This window comes from Mesorhizobium sp. L48C026A00, from assembly GCF_000502375.1.
GTDB lineage: Bacteria > Pseudomonadota > Alphaproteobacteria > Rhizobiales > Rhizobiaceae > Mesorhizobium > Mesorhizobium muleiense.
Window position 1 is genome coordinate 21,561 of record NZ_AYWU01000025.1, and the last position, 15,447, is coordinate 37,007.

Sequence of the window (15,447 nt, forward strand, 5' to 3'; positions counted from 1 at the left end):
TCATCGCCTCATGCCCCCCGCGCCCGGCGCAGGCGCGGGTCTGCTACGAGACACACCATGTCGACAAGGAAATTGACCATGACGAAGAAGACGACGAACAGCAGCAACACCGACTGCATGCCGATGAAGTCGCGAAAGCGGATCGCCTCGATGAAGAAGGCGCCGACGCCGCGCAGCGCGAAAACGGTTTCGACGACGATCGATCCGATGATCATCAAGGTGAACTGTGCGCCGAACGTCGTCAGGAACGGTATGGCGATATTGGGCAGCGCCTCGCGCAGCAGGACCTGGGTTCTGGTGTAGCCCTTGGCGAAGCCGGTCGTCGCAAACGGGCGCGACATTGCCTCCTGAAGATTGACCCGGACGACGCGGCTGAGCACGGAGGCCGGAAACAGCGCGATCGTCACCCACGGCAGCAGCCAGGAGGTGAAGCCGCTGGTGCCGAAGGTCGGAACCCAGCCCAGCATCACCGAGAACACGATGACCAGCAGCGCGGCAACGAAAAAATTTGGCGTCGAGGCGCCGATCAGCGAAAAGGCATGGAGAAACCTGTCCATCGTGCCACCGTTGCTGACCGCCCCGGCCAGACCGAGCGTCAGCGAGAGAAAGAATGCCAGAATTCCGCCACCGGCGAGCAGCGCCGCCGTGAGCGGAACACGGGCGGCGAATTCGTCGGAGATCGGTTTCCCGGTTCGTAGCGATATGCCGAAATCGCCGCCTAGCGCACCCGCCAGCCAGCGTCCGTAGCGTATCGGCAGCGGGTCGTTGAGGCCAAGCTCCTCGCCGATTCTTTTGATCATTTCCGCGTCGGCGCCGGGTCCTGCGGCACGCTCGGCGATAAGCGCCGCGACATTGCCCGGAGCGGCTGCAACCAGGGCAAATGTCAGCGCGGATGCCGCCATGATCAACAGGCAGGCAAGCAGCATCCGTCGCAGAACAATGCGTCTCATCGACAGGCCTCGCTTGGGTTCGATTTCAGGCCTTTAGCGTGATCGCCTTGAACGGCAGATCGTAGTCGGTCGCCGGAAGCGAGAAATTCTCCACCCTCGGGTTGTGCGCCCACAGCCGCTGGCTCACGACAAGCGGGCAGATGGCGGTGTTGTCGTACAGCCAGTCGTAGAGCGCCTGCATCTTCAGTGCGCGTTCCTCGCCGCTCGCTTCGAGCGCGGCCTTGACCACGCCGTCAAGCGCATCCGAGACGTAGATCTTGCCGTCCGGTCCGCTGTCGGCGGTGGAGACGAAGGCGTTGCCGAGCGTCCCGTGCGGATCGTAGGGCGCGCCATAGGTGGTGAAGAAGGCGAGGTCGTAGTCGAAAGCCGGGCGGCGTTCATGCATCGTCGCGTTGTCCACAGAGGCGACCTGCACCTGGAAGCCGACCTCGGACAACTGGCCCTGGATCATCTCAGCGATGCGCCGCGACCCCGGCAGCGATTCCTCCGAGACCAGGAAACCGATCGCGAGCGGCGCGCCGTCCTTTGTCCAGGAGCCGCCACCGTCAGCCCAGCCGCCGTCGGCGAGTATCTTCTTGGCCGCCGCGACATCGCGCGCAGGCACGCCATGCCGCTTTCCGGACGAAGGCACGTTTGCCGGGAATAGATCCGCTGCAGGATCGGCAAAACCCTCGAACAGAACCTTGGCGATCGCCGCGCGGTCGACCGACGCGTAGATGGCATCGCGGACGGCTTTGTCCGCGATGATCTTGGAGTTCGGCGAATAGCCGAGCAGCATCGTTGCCGTACCCGCTTCGGCCACCACCTTCATGCCGTCGCTTTCGAGCGCGCGGGCGCGGCGCGGCGATAGCGTCGCCACCCAGTCGCCACCGATCACGTCGAGGTCACCCGAGCGCAGGCCGTTGGCGCGGGCGAGCTCATCCGGAACCACCTTCAGTTCCATGCGGCTGAAAAGCGGCTTCTCGCCCCAATATTTGTCGTTGCGAACAAGATTGGTGCCGGACGAGTCGTAGGTCTCGACGATCCACGGCCCGGTCCCGATCGGTGCCGTCTGTTTGCCGTTCGCGTCGACCGCCTTGGGAGAGAGGAAACGCACCGGCCGGACAATGGTGAGCTCAAGAAGGGCTGCCGGCACCGGCCGCTTCAGCTTAATGGTCAGCTTGTTCGGGCCATCGGTGACAATACTGTCGAAGGCATCGGCGACACCGATCCACGAAAAGTCTGGCACACCCATCCAGCGCTTGAGGTTCCACTCGGCGGCAGCGGAATCAAAGGGCGTGCCGTCGCTGAAGCTGACGCCTTCACGCAGGTCGAAGGCGATCGAAAGCTGATCGTCCGCGACGGTCCATTTGGTGGCCAGCCCCGGCTCCAACGAACCGTTCTGCCCGTAGTGGATCAGCGCGTCGAACACGATGGTATAGGTGCTTAGCGTCGAAACGTTCTGCAGCAGGTCGAGATCGCCGGTCTCGGCGGCAATGGCGATTTTCAGCGTTTCATGTGTTTCGGAAAAGGCCGCATGCGGAAGCGCGGCGACAAAGGCCAGGCCGGCCGTGCCGGCAAGGAAATTACGACGGTCGAGAGTGATCATTTCAGTTCCCCATTTTTTGTTTGATTTGACAACTATTTTACATGCTGGCTTTCTATTTGTATAGACATAATTGGCGCCAATCCAGCCAGCTGTGACCCGCTACATCCAGCTGAGAGTGGCGGCAGCGATCACCAGATAACGACCAGCCTTGGCGATCGTGACGATAGCCAGGAAGCTCCAGAACGATTCCCGCAGAACGCCGGCTACCAGGGTCAGAGGATCTCCGATGATCGGAAGCCAGCTCAAGAGCAGGCTCCATTTCCCGTAGCGCCCTTTTTGCGCGCCGATCCAGGGTCCCCATTCCATGCCGATTGACACTTGTGTTCCCCATTGTGTTTGTTTGGCGCACGTTATTGTCTAGTCATTATCTGCTTCTGCTTTTGGTCACGCATCGGCGCCGGAGAAGGCGGGCTCAACCGTTTGCAAGGCAGCCGCGGGTGATCCAAGGCGAACGTCGCTGTGGTCCGCGGATCGGACGGTTCGTCTGGCTCTCAGGAGGGGTGGGCAACACCGTACTGTGACGAAAGGTATCGGCGGATATCGTCCGGTGAGTTGATGAACCTCGTCTGGCAATGCGACTGAAGCTCTATGCTCCGATCCAAAGGAATACGGTCGTCGCCAAGGATCAGGACGGGCGCAGACTGATTTTCCTCTCCTATCAACTCAATGATCGCAGGGCGGGGGCGCGGGGCATCGATATAGTGCACGTCGATCTTGTTTCGCAGCGCCGGAAAGAAGCTCAGAAGCCCTTCAACGGAGACAGCGCCGCCGCAGTAGAATGGGCCGTCCTTCCCGTTGAAGAAGCCAGGCGCAAGCATGAAAAGTTGATCTTTCATTTCTAGTCTCCAACATAGATTAGTAGTTGTTTCTACTTGGCAAATTTGCGACGCAAGCGTCTCCATCCGATCAAAACGCCTGTCACGCTGAAAGCGAACCCGCCGGCGAGGAGCGTCAGCATTAGCGGCTTCCAGATCGCGTTGTTGGAGAGGAACGGAAAATCCAGAGTGTGCAGACCGAAGTATAGCCATCGGTAAGTGCGTCGGCTGCCGTCCATGACCTCAATCACGCGGCTGGTTACGGGATTGACGTAGACGGCTGTGTTCGCCTCGTCCTTTACAATGATGCGCAGTCCTTCTCCGCCAATGCCGTCGCTCGATCGCAGGTTCGCGTAGACGTCGTCGGCTGGGATTGGGGTCGGTCGTTCCACAGTTTTCCCAGGGTACGCAAAGGAAGCAGCCTGCCAGATGGCATCATTAGGAAAGGCGTTAGAATGGGCATTCACCTTACCATCCCGAAATTCCGCGATCTTGGGGTCGGCCTCGGGGCCACGGGCAAGCAGGTACGGCCTGCCCGCTACGGCAGACACTTCCACCTCGGTGGCAGGAAGAATGGCTTGGATTGCGCCAGGCGATACCGACTTGGCCGCTTCGGCCACCGTCAACCCGACATACGCTTCAGCCTGCGCGTCGGTCATTTCGCCGGTCGAGAAGAGCCTTCCGTGGTCCATCGAGAGCCAGCCGCTCAGTATCCACGTGAAGATAAAGGTGGCCATGACCAGCCCCCCGACGTGGTGCCACTTCATCCATCCTCTGTAGGGAGAAATTGCTCCTTGGTTGAATTTGGCGCTTTTGTACGAGCGAACGATGCCCAGCCAGATGCCAGCGATTGTCAGGCTGATGCCAACGAGTGACATCCACCAAACGGTACGGTCCCATGCAACCCAGCTTTGGCGTAGGACGGTTGGGTAGATCCAGTGGAGCACGGCTCCTACATAGTTCCAGGATCGCTCGAAGTTCGTCGTCCGCTGCATCACCTCGCCAGAGCGTTGGGATACGTAGAGGTCTGTTCCAGCCTCATCGGCCAGCGAGACTTTGTAGAATGGTCGATACCTATCGAACCGATGGTGCACCATCCACTGATCATAGGTTAGCGGTTCTGAGACCGCCTTGACCGTTTGTCCGGAAAAAGACTGTCCAATCAACGTGGCGGCTTCGCCGGAAATGCCTGCCACGACCTCACCAGTTTTTGCCGAAACGATCACTTGCGGACCTTTCGGTGGGTGGATGACGTACATGGCCTGACCATTCACTTCCAATATGCGGAGGCGGGCAGGTGAACTGATGCCCGATGCAGTGATTGCAGCTGAAGGAGACAACTCAACTTGGCTGCCGTCGATCGTGGTCCCTTTGTTGATACGGGCGCCATCTCCAAGGAATGGATAGGGGACGTACATCATAACGACGCCGGAGAAAAACCACATCGCGAAGAGCAGACAGAAAGCAATTCCAAGCCACCGGTGAAATATGACAATTGCTTTAAGGATATTTATCCGCGATTTTCGGTTGCTTTCAGCGCCTTCCTGGTAAGTTACCATCTCTATGTTACCCTTTTTATCTTGGTTTTAGTTGTGTAAGATTTTGCTTAACGATCGGTTTCGTTTCTTTTTTCGTGAATGAGGTTGTGAAGCGCTAGAGATTGGGCGCGAGATTTAAAGATCCAGCACCAGCACCGAAGTCTTTGACCGCGAGCAGCAAGGGAGAAACCGATCGTTTCTTGTCCGTTCTTTCTTCGTCAAGTATGCATCTCGATGGTCCGGCTCCCCATCCAGTACGGTTGTCAGGCAGGTTCCACACGTGCCCTCCAGGCATGAGGATGGAACACAGACTCCTGCGGCCGTTAGTGCGTCGATCACTCTCTGTCCGGGAGCTACGCGAACGGTCCGATTTGAGCGGGCGAGTTTGAGGTCAAACGCTTCTTTCGGCCCTGAAGAATTTGCCGCGACTGCAAAAGACTCTCGATGCAGGTTTGCCTCACTCCAGCCTGCCGCGTCGGCGGCAGACAGACATGCTTCGATAAATCCGCCCGGACCGCATACGTAGAGGTGTTTTCGTGGGTCTGGATCCCGAAGAACCTTTGACAGATCCAACTGGCCAACTGAGGGCTCGGAATCACAATAGACGTTCGCGCGCGCAGAAAGCTCAGAACCGGAGAGACGGTCGACGAAGGCTGCGCGTGAACGCGCGCGGATGCAATAGTGCATTTCAAACGAAATGCTGCGGCGCGCCATAAAATGGAACATTGAGAGAATTGGCGTCACGCCAATGCCTCCCGCGAAAAGTATTGAATGCCGTGCGCTGCAATCTAGAGAAAAATTATTCTTAGGCTCGCTTACCTCAAGTTCATCGCCCTCTGAAAGAGCGTGCATTGCCTTTGCTCCTCCCCTTGAGGACGGCTCCTTGAGCACACCAAGCACATACCGATCTCTTTCGATGGGGTCGTTGCACAATGAATACTGCCGAACCAGCGCGCCAAGATGCACATCGATATGCGCGCCAGGAGCAAAGGGCGGCAACGGTTGATTGCCCGGAAGTGTCAGGTGGAACTCGCAGATGTCTGCTGCGATCTCCAGTTTTCGAGTGACCGTTACTTTCACCGACTCCACTCCGATGGCGAGGCCGGGACGGGCCCGGTACTTCAAAGCCTTGATGGCAGCAAGGTAAATGTGTCAGTGTCCCGCGCCAGTGGCATGAATGCCTATTTGCGTCCGGATCATGACAAAAATGAAATCAGGATCCACGGAGGGTGCAGGGCTAGTTGCAGTCGTCGTTTATGATGGCCTGAGCCTTTTTGAATATGGCTGCGCGGTGGAGGTTTTTGGCCTTCCGCGGCCAGAGATGGGCGACAGCTGGTACCGTTTTGCCATCTGTGCGGGAGAACCCGGTCGTATTCGAGGTCCTGCAGGCATCCACGTTTCCGCCGACGGCGGAGTGGAGCTACTCGCAAATGCCCGAACGATTATCGTTCCTGGCTGGCGTGGGATTGATGATCCCGTGCCCTCAGAATTGTGCGCTGCGTTGAAAAATGCGAACGAGCGAGGCGCACGGATACTATCAATCTGCACAGGCGCTTTTGTCTTGGCGGCCGCCGGATTGCTCGACGGAAAGCGTGCCACAACACATTGGCGGCATGCTGAAACTTTAGCTGCCAGATATCCGCAGATTAAGGTGGAGGCAGATGTACTCTACATCGATGCAGGCAATGTGCTGACGTCAGCTGGTAGCGCCGCTGGGATCGACCTATGCCTTCATCTGATCCGGCGTGATTTGGGACCCCGTGCGGCAAACCATGTAGCGCGTCGGCTGGTGATGCCTCCTCATCGAGAAGGCGGCCAAGCTCAATATATTGAAGAACCTATCTCGAAGCGACCAAGCTCGACCTTGGCGCCACTGATCGACGCAATCAGAGGCGCATTGGATGCAGAATGGTCCATAGAAAACATGGCTGCGCAAGTGGCGATGGGTAGCCGCACTTTTCAACGCCACTTTGTTGGCGCGATGGGAGCGCCAGCGGGAGAATGGCTACTGCTGGAACGGATACGGCGGGCCAAGCAACTACTGGAAGAAACCGACTTATCGGTAGACGAAGTCGCATTCATGGTGGGTTTCGGCGCAGCGGCCACTCTACGCAATCATTTTAAAGCAAAGCTTGGCACCAGCCCGGCCGACTACAGGCGGCGATTTCAAGCTGTACGCACAGAGTGAGAGTTAGTCGCGTTGGAGCCGCGTGGAATGGAGTTTTGGAAGAAAGCTAGGCAATGGGTGTGATGCCCATAATTACCTCGCAGATTCGCTTACATGTCTCGATGCACATTCAGCGGCGTTCGGCACGTTTCGTCCTGGAAACGCGGCCAGGCGTCGTGGATGCGACCACAAGGGCTATTCAAATTCTGGCGGGACTTGTCCTGGTCATCGTCGCCTGGAACGCGATCATAGCGAATTGAGCCGGAAAGACCAGCAGCAGCCATGATCGGCGTGATTGAATCGCGCATGGGGATTGACGACCGACTCCAGAACGTTGCCTGCGGTTGCAGTCAGGATCAGCAGGAGCGGAGCATAGGTGGTCGTCAGCAACAGTCCCGCCACAGCCGCTTCCGACTGCATCGGCAGCATGATCGCCGCGGCGAAGGCGGTCAGAAACAGACCGCCAAAAATGGCGAAGTCGCCGAGCATTGGGAGGGCCTAACCTGCTTTTGGCCATTTTGGATGCCGATCGTCGACGACGTAGCCATGCGAATGTTCGAAGCCCGTTTCCGACCACACGGCGTCTGCAACGTGGCGGTCGCCATCGGCCAGACCGGTATGCGTGTGCGCAAGCACGTCGGGGTCATGCTTCGGCCACAACAGCATCGACGCTGCAAGGGCGCCGACGCCAATGATGCCAAGCAGGACGAAGGTGAAGGGCAGACCCATCGCCGCCCCGACCCGTCCGGCGATCGGATAGGTGATCAGCCAGCAGGCGTGCGAAAGCGCGAATTGCGCTGCGAACAGGGCCGGCCGGTCGACAGGATTGGCAGAACGGCGGATCAGCCTGCCCGACGGCGTCTGCGCCAGCGAATAGCCGAGCCCAAGCACGAACCACAGCGACAGCAGCAGCTGGTAGCTGCTCACCAAGGAACCGGCCAGCATTCCGGCGACCAGAATCGCGGCGCCGCAGAGCATGGCAAGCCGGTCCGGCACATTTTCGAGCAGCCTCGGCAGCGCGAGTGCGGCGACCATCGATCCGCCGCCGAATGCGGCGAGCGCCAGTGCCGTCTGACGCGCCGAAAGGCCGAATTCCGCCTGGACGAGAACGACAGTGTTGACGATCACCATGGCGCTTGCGGCAGCAACCGCAAGGTTGAGCGCCAGCAGCCCGCGCAAACGCGGGGTTGCCAGATAGATGCGGATGCCCCGGGTCGTACGCTCGTAGATGCCGCGAGGTTCTGACGGCTGCGGGCTTGGCAGGATCACGGAAACGACCAGCGCCGCCGAGGCGAGGAAGCCGACGACAGTGCCGGCGAACAGGCTGTGGAAGCTGATGACCGACAGCAACGCTGCGGCCAGCATTGGACTAACGACGCTTTCCAGATCGTAGGCCAGCCGCGAAAGCGACAGCGCCCGCGTATAGTCCTTTTCTTCCGGCAGCACGTCCGGAATCGTCGCCTGGAACGTCGGGGTAAATCCGGCAGATGCCGACTGAAGGACAAAAATCAGAGCGTAAATCTGCCATATCTCGGTAACGAAAGGCAGAAGCAGCGCAACCGCAGCCCGGACGAGGTCAAGCGAGACGAGCATCGTACGTCGTGGCAGGCGTTCGGCGAAGGCGGCGGCTATCGGCGAGACGCCGACATAGGCGATCATCTTGATGGCCAGCGCCGTTCCAAGCACAGCGCCGGCATTTGGCCCGGCCAGGTCGAAGGCCAGCAGGCCAAGCGCAACCGTGGCAAGGCCTGTGCCGACAAGAGCAATGACCTGCGCGAGGAACAGATGTCGGTAGGTACGGTTAGCGAGGACTTGAAGCATATATGTTTGTCTTCTTGCAGCGCGCTGAAGCAGGTTGCTATCTCAGTGATGGTGGCCTTCAGGCTCGACCATCTTGAACGGCAGTTCCTGCTGCCGATCCTTCGAGCTCAGGACCAGCCTCGCATCGAACTCGTGAGGTTCGGCGGGAGCGACGGTACTCTCAAGACGATGATGGTTGCCGGCGACAGGCTGCAGAGGCAGCGTCTCCGGGCCGCCGGGCCGGTCGATAATCACCGTGGCTGTCAGATCATCGGCGTGCCGATCGACGGTAAGCCGCATCCGTTCCCCGCCGGGCGTGTCGACGATCTCCAACGCTCCCGTAGCCAGATCGCACGCAACCTTGAAAGGCTCCGGAGCGTGGTGATGCTTGTGTGCTGGCGCCGCCGGTGTGCTCCCCCCATCGGCAGGTTCGAACGTGATGTTGACGGTGCGGAGTGCCGGCAGATGCGCGTACAGTACCTGCCTGAGCGTGCTGGCAATGCCGTTGGCGTCAGCGACGGTCATCTCGTCGTTGACCGTAGCCCCGACATCCGCGTGGAGCTGATGGCCGATCCACCGCGCTCTGACATTGGCGATCGTCACGCCAGGAACATGCTCGGCGGCATGACGGACTTCCTCGATCACCCCCGGCTCCACGCCATCCAGCATCCTGGTCAGCACCGAGCGGGCCGACTGCCAGACGATGCCGAAAATCGCGATCGTGATGAGCAGCCCGACGATCGGATCGGCCAGCGGAAAACCCAGCCAGACGCCGATGGCACCGAGGACCACGGCAAGGCTCGTGAAGCCATCGGTGCGGGCATGATAGCCGTCGGCGATCAACGCTGCACTATTTATCTCCCGGCCGACACGGATGCGGAACACTGCGACGGCTTCGTTTCCTATAAAACCGATAATGCCCGCGGCCGCAACCCAGCCGAGAAATGCAATGGGTTGCGGATTGATCAACCTGTCGATCGCCTCGTAGCCGGCGACGATGGCGCTGAAGAGGATGATGAGAACGATCACTATGCCAGCAAGATCCTCGACGCGACCCAGGCCATAGGTGAACGTCTTGCTCGGTTTGCGGCGGGCCAGCACGAAGGCGATCCACAGCGGAATGGCGGTGACCGCGTCGCCGACATTGTGGATCGTATCGGCCAGCAGCGCCACGCTTCCGGAAAGGAACACGATCACGAGCTGGAGCGCTGCGGTTATTGCCAGAACGACGAAAGACCATTTGATCGCCCAGATGCCTCGCGTCGTCGTCGCGATCGTCGGGTCGATGACGCCGTGGGTGTGGCCATGGCCACCACCATCGCCATGATCGTGCCCATGGCCGCCGAAGCCCTGCGTCATCGGGCCGAAGCCGAACCAGACTCGTATCTTGTCCATCGTGATATTTCTCACAGGTATTTGGTGATGTCCTTGAACTCGTCGATCGAGCGGCGTTGCTCCCGCGCCAGCGGCCCGACAATCTCTTCAAGGCAATGGTTGAGATGGTCCTGGATCAAGGTTTTCTTGGCCTGGCAGATGGCTTTCTCGACCGCGTGGAGTTGCTGGGCGATGTCGAGGCAGGGCCTGCCTGCCTCGATCATTTCGATGACGCCCTTGAGGTGCCCGTCGGCCCGCTTGAGGCGCTTGATGATGTCTGGGTGAGTTGCGTGGACGTGAGGTTGATCGTTCATGTCTTGATACTATCCTCCTGGAGGGGATATACAAGCCTCGAACCGGTACCGATTCCATCGAACACACTTCGTTAAGATTATAGAGAATAATCGCTGCTTATGCAGAATCGGGCTCACAGCAAGGGGTTTTGTCTCGTCGTCGCGTTCGCTATGATGCTTGGCACGCTGCTGCGCCCTTTCGGATATTCGGCCTCGCACGATCCGGTCGCCCGTGCCGCCGTCGCAATCGAGCGCCAGGTCGCACAGACTGGGCCAACCGAAGATCATGGCTATGCCCATGATCACGAGGGCGCTGCCGATGAGAGAGGATCCGGCTCTCTTCACGGGCACAATGCAGCCGACCATTCGCACGACACGGCGAGCGCGCTTGTGCCCTTGGTACCGATCGTTCCGCCGGTCGGTAAGGACTGGCTGATTTACCCGCCGTGCTTCGCCGATCTGGAGGCGACATTTCGGCTTGACCGCCCGCCGAGACCGTTCCTCGCCGCCTGATCGCGGCCGCACGCGCGGCCACCCTCAAACGACGAAGACTGGAATTCCCATGCAAGAACCCTTCTACCAGGGTCCGCCACGCTCGCCCGATGCGTGCTGGCGGCCCGCTCTTCTCCTGCTGGTCGCTCTCCTGACTCTGCCGCTCCTGGCAGGAGCAGCCTTCGCCCATGGCGTCGCCGAGGGCGACAAGGGCTACATTCAAGAGATCACAGGCATCAATCTGCTGCCTTTCATCTATCTCGGCGCCAAGCACATGGTGACGGGATATGACCACATCCTGTTCCTGTTCGGCGTGATCTTCTTCCTCTACCGGATGAAGCACATCGGCATCTATGTCAGCCTGTTCGCGCTCGGCCATTCCACAACCATGCTGCTCGGCGTCTATTTCAACGTCGGGATTAACAGCTACATCATCGACGCGATTATCGGCGTTTCGGTCGTCTACAAAGCGCTCGACAATATGGGCGCCTTCCAAAGGTGGCTCGGCTTCCAGCCTAACACCCAGGGCGCGACTCTCGTCTTCGGCTTCTTTCACGGCTTTGGCCTGTCGACCAAGATCATCGAATACAACATCTCGCCGGACGGTCTGGTGCCCAACCTCCTCGCCTTCAATGTCGGCGTCGAGATTGGCCAGTTGCTGGCTCTTGGCGCGATCCTGATTGTCATGGGTTACTGGCGCCGGAGGCGAAGCTTCTGGCGTTACGCCTACACCGCAAACGTCGTCATGATGGCTGCCGGTTTTCTGCTGATCGGGTATCAGCTCACCGGCTTGTTCGTCGCAGCTTAAGGAACGAAATCATGTACAACACCGATCTGCCAAGCCGTGCCGACTTGCCGACGTCGGCACAACTCAAACGCTCCACCCTGATTGCTGCCCTGACCGCACTGACCCTCCTGGTCACAGTCGTCATGCCATCGGAATATGCCATCGACCCGACCGGCGCCGGGCGGCTTCTCGGCCTTACCGAGATGGGCGAAATCAAAACGCAATTGGCGGCCGAGGCGGCTGCAGACGAGACAACGGGTGCAACAGCGCCATGGCCCCCGCAAAATACCGTATCCGCCGACCTTTTGGCTCGTATGGAACGGATCGAAAATCTCCTCGTCACGATGACAGTGGGGCAACCAGCTCTGCCGTCGCAAGCGGCGGAGCCCGTTGCCCAGAACGATGTGACGGCCGGGGAAATCATTCCTGCGCAGCCAGTTCAGGCCGTGCCGGAGACCGCGCCGCAGGTCGCCGAAACCCCTGCGGTAGCGCCGGCCCAGAGCACCGGGCGGCGAGATGAAATGTCCTTCACGCTGACACCCGGCCAGGGCATCGAAGTCAAGCTTGTGATGCGGCAGGGCGCCAAGGCGAACTTTGCCTGGACCGTCGACGGGGGCGTCGTCAATTTCGACACGCATGGCGACGGTGGCGGCCAGAATGTCAGCTACGAAAAGGGCCGCAGCGTTCCTTCCGGCGAAGGTATTCTTGAAGCCGCTTTTGACGGAAACCATGGCTGGTTCTGGCGCAATCGCGGCGACAGCGACGTGACACTGACGATCCAGACCGAAGGCGACTACATTGACATCAAGCGAATGATCTAGCGGGCTACGAGTTGGTCCGGCGCCGCTAGCGACGCCGGACGTCCCTCATCCGTTTGCTCCATCGTGGAGCGAATGGCATTTCAGGCCAATGCGATCTGCCAAACGGCAACGCCGGCAAGCACCAGCCCTGCAACGCCCTCGATGGTTCGGGAAATGATATCGAACAGGCGTGGCCGGCTGTCGAAAAAATGCACCAGACGTTCGCGAAACAGGATCGACAGCACCGCGACGCAAGACAGTGTCAGTGCTACCCCGACCATCATGGTAATGGCAAAGAGGATGCCGGCGACTGGAACGCCTCTGGATATCGCAAAGGTCATCGCGAAAAGTGTGAGCGGACATGGGATCAGGCCGGCCATGACACCCACGGCCTCGCCTTCATGCTTGTGGTGACGGCCATGGCTTAGGGCGCGCCAAAGCATCCAGACACCGATCAGCCCGAGCAGGCCACGGCTGACATCTTCCAGCAGCGGAGCACGGCCCACGCTGCCCAACGCAATGGATACCAGGGGCAACGAGAGAGCCGCGATAAGGACAGCGATGGTCACATGCGTGAAGGAGAGTGTCAGTGACACCAGAAGGCCACGCCGGACGCTGGAATCCGATCCTGCCAGATAGGTCGCCAGCACCGCCTTGCTATGGCCCGGCGTCAGGGCGTGTGCCGCGCCGAATAGGACGCCCATCGGCAGGAAGGCCGTGAATGCCAGCCAGCCGCCCCCGGCCGAAAGCAGTTTGATCTGCTCGGCCAGAGCCAGGTAAATCGGGCGCTGGAATTCAACAAGGACTTGGAACATTGCGTTCGAACCGACTCCGCTTCAGCCGCACGTCAATTCGAGGCGTGTCGCGAAAATCTTGCCGAGATCGGTCCCGGTCGGATCACTGAAGAACGCGTCTGTCAGCTTTGTCTGGTTCTGTGCGATCGCGGTCTCCGGGTCGGGACGCACGACCGAGCGAGCGCATCCCTGCGGCAGGCCGGCGACTGCGATCTTGTCGTCGTCGGTAAAATCAATCGCCGTGTAGAAGGTCGGGTCGTAGACGCCGATGCCGACTTTTCCTGAAAGGGCCAATGTGTCTTTCGGCTGCGTCTCGAACAGGACGACGAGCTGATCGTTTTCATAGTTGATGACAAGCCTTGGCGGCGGCGCCATTTCCACGTCCTTCCCGTTCAAGGTCACAAGCTGGAAATAGTTGTACTCGGCCAGAGACGCATGGATGGTGAGAGCCACCTCATCGAGCTCCTTGGCGTCAAGGGCGAGATCGGAATTCTTGTCGAATTCCATCAGTACCGTGCTGGAAAAGAGATCGTCGAAACGCCAGAGATGTCGAAGCGATTTGATGGTCCGGTCAGGACCGACAGTCAGATCCAGCCTCGCCTCGGCGAAAACATGCGGATGGGCGCCTGCCGGTGCCATTGACGCGAGCAGCAGAGCCGCGCCCAATACTATGCCTGCCAGTCGCATTTTTCGTTCACACTTCGCTCGTCGTTCCGGGTCAGGCAGGAGACCTGCCACTGCAAGCAGGCCGAAATTGGACGGCAACGTATGAGGACCAAATGATGGCAGCGGGCAAAAAGCCATCAGGACTGCGGTCGTTAGATTCGATCGATCAGGGGTGTGTCGCTTCATACAAGGAAGCAACCGCAAAGTCGCCCTTTATCCAGTGATCGACGAGGATTACCGCGGCGCCGGCGAGGATCGCCAGCACTATCATCCAGATGACCTTTTGCCGATCGCTCAATTTCTTGCTCCGGCTCGATGCCGAGGAACGGTTTCCTGAGGCGAGTTCGTTTCAAGCGTATCACTTCTCTCGGCCGCCTGTTCACGCTGATTAGTCATCGGCTATGGAGCTTGCAATGATCATGTTCGATGTGATCCGGGACCTCGGCCGCGTCAAATGGACGAGCTGCTTGCGATTACCAGCAATCAATATGAAAAGTTTGGAAACTTGCGTTGGATTTCTCTCCTCGCCGATCTTCACGGCGTCGGTTCGTGCGAAGAAACGCGCTTCAAATGCCGCGCTGTCGATGTCGAACAGCGTGATCGAGCATATCTGCACGGCCTTGCCGTTCAACGTGGCTTTTGCCACCGCAATCATGGTTTTGGCCGGCATGTCGTTGCCGGACGCTACCCATCCCTGGATAGCGTTTACACTACCCACCGATGCGAAATCATCGCCAGGGCGCGGAGTCCATCCAAGCTTCCCGGCTGCAGCGACGGTTCGTTCGAAGTCAGGTCCATGGGCAAGACAAGTCCCGTGAAAAGCCTCCAACGCCAGATCGACATTGTCGGCGTGCACTGGCGATGTCATATGCACACTTGTGAGTAGCAGGGCCAAGAGGGTTTTCGGCATGTCGATCACACCTCGGGCTACGGAGCGAGGTAGCTGATTGATCCGAAATGGAGCCTCAAGCAAGCTCGTCAAGTGGACGGGCGGGCGATCGAGGAGATGTGCCATCGCGCGAACTGCTTAATCTCGATGAATTCGTCAGGATGCTACAGCTCGTTCACCGAGCTGCGGCTCTGCTCCCGCTCCCGGATGGCTGCCGACCTGCTCCAGCACCTGGTTGACGAAAATTGCACTCCTTGGGTTGGCATTTTCGCGCACCGACCCTCAACGAAGTCCGCGAGAAAAGCGAGGGAGCGCGAGTATCGGAGCGCAGCATCCAGTCAAGGAGGTGTTGCGGGAAAACTTCTACCTGGTGAAGCTTGCGTGCGAACGGCTGTCCCTCTTATGCTCTGCCAAAACTGGAGGTGGGCTATGCGCGCACCCGCTATTGTAGCTTCGGGGTTTTCGGCATTAGTTGCTGCGAGTCCGGCCACGGC

Annotated in this window: 18 protein-coding genes; 4 read left to right on the forward strand and 14 right to left on the reverse strand. The window is 59.3% G+C overall.

All coding sequences use genetic code 11. The features are described 5' to 3' along the window. Positions 1-8: 8 nt before the first annotated feature. From X738_RS72375 to X738_RS83395, 6 genes are all read right to left on the reverse strand, one after another. On the reverse strand, positions 9-950 hold the full coding sequence (locus X738_RS72375) for an ABC transporter permease (protein ID WP_031256253.1): 942 nt from the start codon (positions 948-950) through the stop codon (positions 9-11). 25 nt (positions 951-975) lie between these two features. Further along, a complete protein-coding gene (locus X738_RS72380; protein ID WP_023802363.1) occupies positions 976-2,538 on the reverse strand; it encodes an ABC transporter substrate-binding protein in 1,563 nt (520 codons plus the stop codon). Positions 2,539-2,637: 99 nt separating this feature from the next. Further along, a complete protein-coding gene (locus X738_RS72385; protein WP_441295558.1) occupies positions 2,638-2,856 on the reverse strand; it encodes a YqaA family protein in 219 nt (72 codons plus the stop codon). A 173-nt stretch (positions 2,857-3,029) separates the two neighbouring features. Then, positions 3,030-3,374, reverse strand: coding sequence for a DUF3088 domain-containing protein (locus X738_RS83390; RefSeq protein ID WP_023802365.1), 345 nt, complete (start codon positions 3,372-3,374; stop codon positions 3,030-3,032). Between the two features lie 32 nt (positions 3,375-3,406). Continuing rightward, entirely contained in the window at positions 3,407-4,912 is a 1,506-nt protein-coding gene (locus tag X738_RS72390; RefSeq protein ID WP_023802366.1) for a PepSY domain-containing protein, read from the reverse strand. 114 nt (positions 4,913-5,026) lie between these two features. Next, positions 5,027-5,971 (reverse strand): PDR/VanB family oxidoreductase, encoded by a 945-nt coding sequence (locus X738_RS83395; protein WP_084833869.1) that lies wholly within the window; start codon positions 5,969-5,971, stop codon positions 5,027-5,029. Between the two features lie 127 nt (positions 5,972-6,098). On the opposite strand from X738_RS83395, the gene ftrA reads away from it, so the two are divergent. Next, positions 6,099-7,079, forward strand: a complete 981-nt coding sequence (gene ftrA / locus X738_RS0143365) for a transcriptional regulator FtrA (protein WP_036270211.1) — start codon at positions 6,099-6,101, stop codon at positions 7,077-7,079. Positions 7,080-7,304: 225 nt separating this feature from the next. On the opposite strand, the gene X738_RS0143370 is transcribed toward ftrA, so the two are convergent. Genes X738_RS0143370 through X738_RS72410 form a run of 4 tightly spaced genes read right to left on the reverse strand, consistent with a single transcriptional unit; the run spans position 7,305 to position 10,546 of the window. After that, a complete protein-coding gene (locus tag X738_RS0143370) occupies positions 7,305-7,547 on the reverse strand; it encodes a hypothetical protein (RefSeq protein ID WP_023802370.1) in 243 nt (80 codons plus the stop codon). 9 nt (positions 7,548-7,556) lie between these two features. Continuing rightward, positions 7,557-8,879: an MFS transporter gene (locus tag X738_RS72400; RefSeq protein ID WP_023802371.1), complete on the reverse strand. Its 1,323-nt coding sequence runs from the start codon at positions 8,877-8,879 to the stop codon at positions 7,557-7,559. Positions 8,880-8,921: 42 nt separating this feature from the next. Continuing rightward, a complete protein-coding gene (locus X738_RS72405) occupies positions 8,922-10,253 on the reverse strand; it encodes a cation diffusion facilitator family transporter (protein WP_023802372.1) in 1,332 nt (443 codons plus the stop codon). Positions 10,254-10,264: 11 nt separating this feature from the next. Next, the gene (locus X738_RS72410; protein WP_023802373.1) at positions 10,265-10,546 is read right to left on the reverse strand and encodes a metal-sensing transcriptional repressor; all 282 of its coding nucleotides are present in this window, start codon (positions 10,544-10,546) and stop codon (positions 10,265-10,267) included. Between the two features lie 99 nt (positions 10,547-10,645). Between X738_RS72410 and X738_RS0143375 the strand changes: the two genes are divergently transcribed. Genes X738_RS0143375 through X738_RS72420 form a run of 3 tightly spaced genes read left to right on the forward strand, consistent with a single transcriptional unit; the run spans position 10,646 to position 12,625 of the window. Further along, the gene (locus X738_RS0143375) at positions 10,646-11,038 is read left to right on the forward strand and encodes a hypothetical protein (RefSeq protein ID WP_156942687.1); all 393 of its coding nucleotides are present in this window, start codon (positions 10,646-10,648) and stop codon (positions 11,036-11,038) included. A 49-nt stretch (positions 11,039-11,087) separates the two neighbouring features. After that, on the forward strand, positions 11,088-11,825 hold the full coding sequence (locus X738_RS72415; RefSeq protein ID WP_023802375.1) for a HupE/UreJ family protein: 738 nt from the start codon (positions 11,088-11,090) through the stop codon (positions 11,823-11,825). Positions 11,826-11,836: 11 nt separating this feature from the next. Beyond that, the gene (locus X738_RS72420) at positions 11,837-12,625 is read left to right on the forward strand and encodes a hypothetical protein (protein WP_023802376.1); all 789 of its coding nucleotides are present in this window, start codon (positions 11,837-11,839) and stop codon (positions 12,623-12,625) included. An 80-nt stretch (positions 12,626-12,705) separates the two neighbouring features. Here the strand turns inward: X738_RS72420 and X738_RS72425 are convergent, their stop codons facing one another. From X738_RS72425 to X738_RS83400, 4 genes are all read right to left on the reverse strand, one after another. Further along, a complete protein-coding gene (locus X738_RS72425) occupies positions 12,706-13,419 on the reverse strand; it encodes a nickel/cobalt transporter (protein WP_023802377.1) in 714 nt (237 codons plus the stop codon). Between the two features lie 21 nt (positions 13,420-13,440). After that, a complete protein-coding gene (locus X738_RS72430; RefSeq protein WP_031256269.1) occupies positions 13,441-14,085 on the reverse strand; it encodes a DUF1007 family protein in 645 nt (214 codons plus the stop codon). A 145-nt stretch (positions 14,086-14,230) separates the two neighbouring features. Further along, a complete protein-coding gene (locus tag X738_RS88495; RefSeq protein ID WP_023802379.1) occupies positions 14,231-14,362 on the reverse strand; it encodes a hypothetical protein in 132 nt (43 codons plus the stop codon). A 90-nt stretch (positions 14,363-14,452) separates the two neighbouring features. After that, positions 14,453-14,974, reverse strand: a complete 522-nt coding sequence (locus tag X738_RS83400; protein WP_156942688.1) for a hypothetical protein — start codon at positions 14,972-14,974, stop codon at positions 14,453-14,455. Between the last annotated feature and the right edge of the window lie 473 nt (positions 14,975-15,447).

Coding starts and splice junctions, on each gene's coding strand:
- X738_RS72375 (WP_031256253.1), bottom strand. CDS start 950: ATGAGACGCATTGTTCTGCGACGGATGCTGCTTGCCTGCCTGTTGATC.
- X738_RS72380 (WP_023802363.1), bottom strand. CDS start 2,538: ATGATCACTCTCGACCGTCGTAATTTCCTTGCCGGCACGGCCGGCCTG.
- X738_RS83390 (WP_023802365.1), bottom strand. CDS start 3,374: ATGAAAGATCAACTTTTCATGCTTGCGCCTGGCTTCTTCAACGGGAAG.
- X738_RS72390 (WP_023802366.1), bottom strand. CDS start 4,912: ATGGTAACTTACCAGGAAGGCGCTGAAAGCAACCGAAAATCGCGGATA.
- ftrA (WP_036270211.1), top strand. CDS start 6,099: ATGAAATCAGGATCCACGGAGGGTGCAGGGCTAGTTGCAGTCGTCGTT.
- X738_RS0143370 (WP_023802370.1), bottom strand. CDS start 7,547: ATGCTCGGCGACTTCGCCATTTTTGGCGGTCTGTTTCTGACCGCCTTC.
- X738_RS72400 (WP_023802371.1), bottom strand. CDS start 8,879: ATGCTTCAAGTCCTCGCTAACCGTACCTACCGACATCTGTTCCTCGCG.
- X738_RS72405 (WP_023802372.1), bottom strand. CDS start 10,253: ATGGACAAGATACGAGTCTGGTTCGGCTTCGGCCCGATGACGCAGGGC.
- X738_RS72410 (WP_023802373.1), bottom strand. CDS start 10,546: ATGAACGATCAACCTCACGTCCACGCAACTCACCCAGACATCATCAAG.
- X738_RS0143375 (WP_156942687.1), top strand. CDS start 10,646: ATGCAGAATCGGGCTCACAGCAAGGGGTTTTGTCTCGTCGTCGCGTTC.
- X738_RS72415 (WP_023802375.1), top strand. CDS start 11,088: ATGCAAGAACCCTTCTACCAGGGTCCGCCACGCTCGCCCGATGCGTGC.
- X738_RS72420 (WP_023802376.1), top strand. CDS start 11,837: ATGTACAACACCGATCTGCCAAGCCGTGCCGACTTGCCGACGTCGGCA.
- X738_RS72425 (WP_023802377.1), bottom strand. CDS start 13,419: ATGTTCCAAGTCCTTGTTGAATTCCAGCGCCCGATTTACCTGGCTCTG.
- X738_RS72430 (WP_031256269.1), bottom strand. CDS start 14,085: ATGCGACTGGCAGGCATAGTATTGGGCGCGGCTCTGCTGCTCGCGTCA.
- X738_RS83400 (WP_156942688.1), bottom strand. CDS start 14,974: ATGCCGAAAACCCTCTTGGCCCTGCTACTCACAAGTGTGCATATGACA.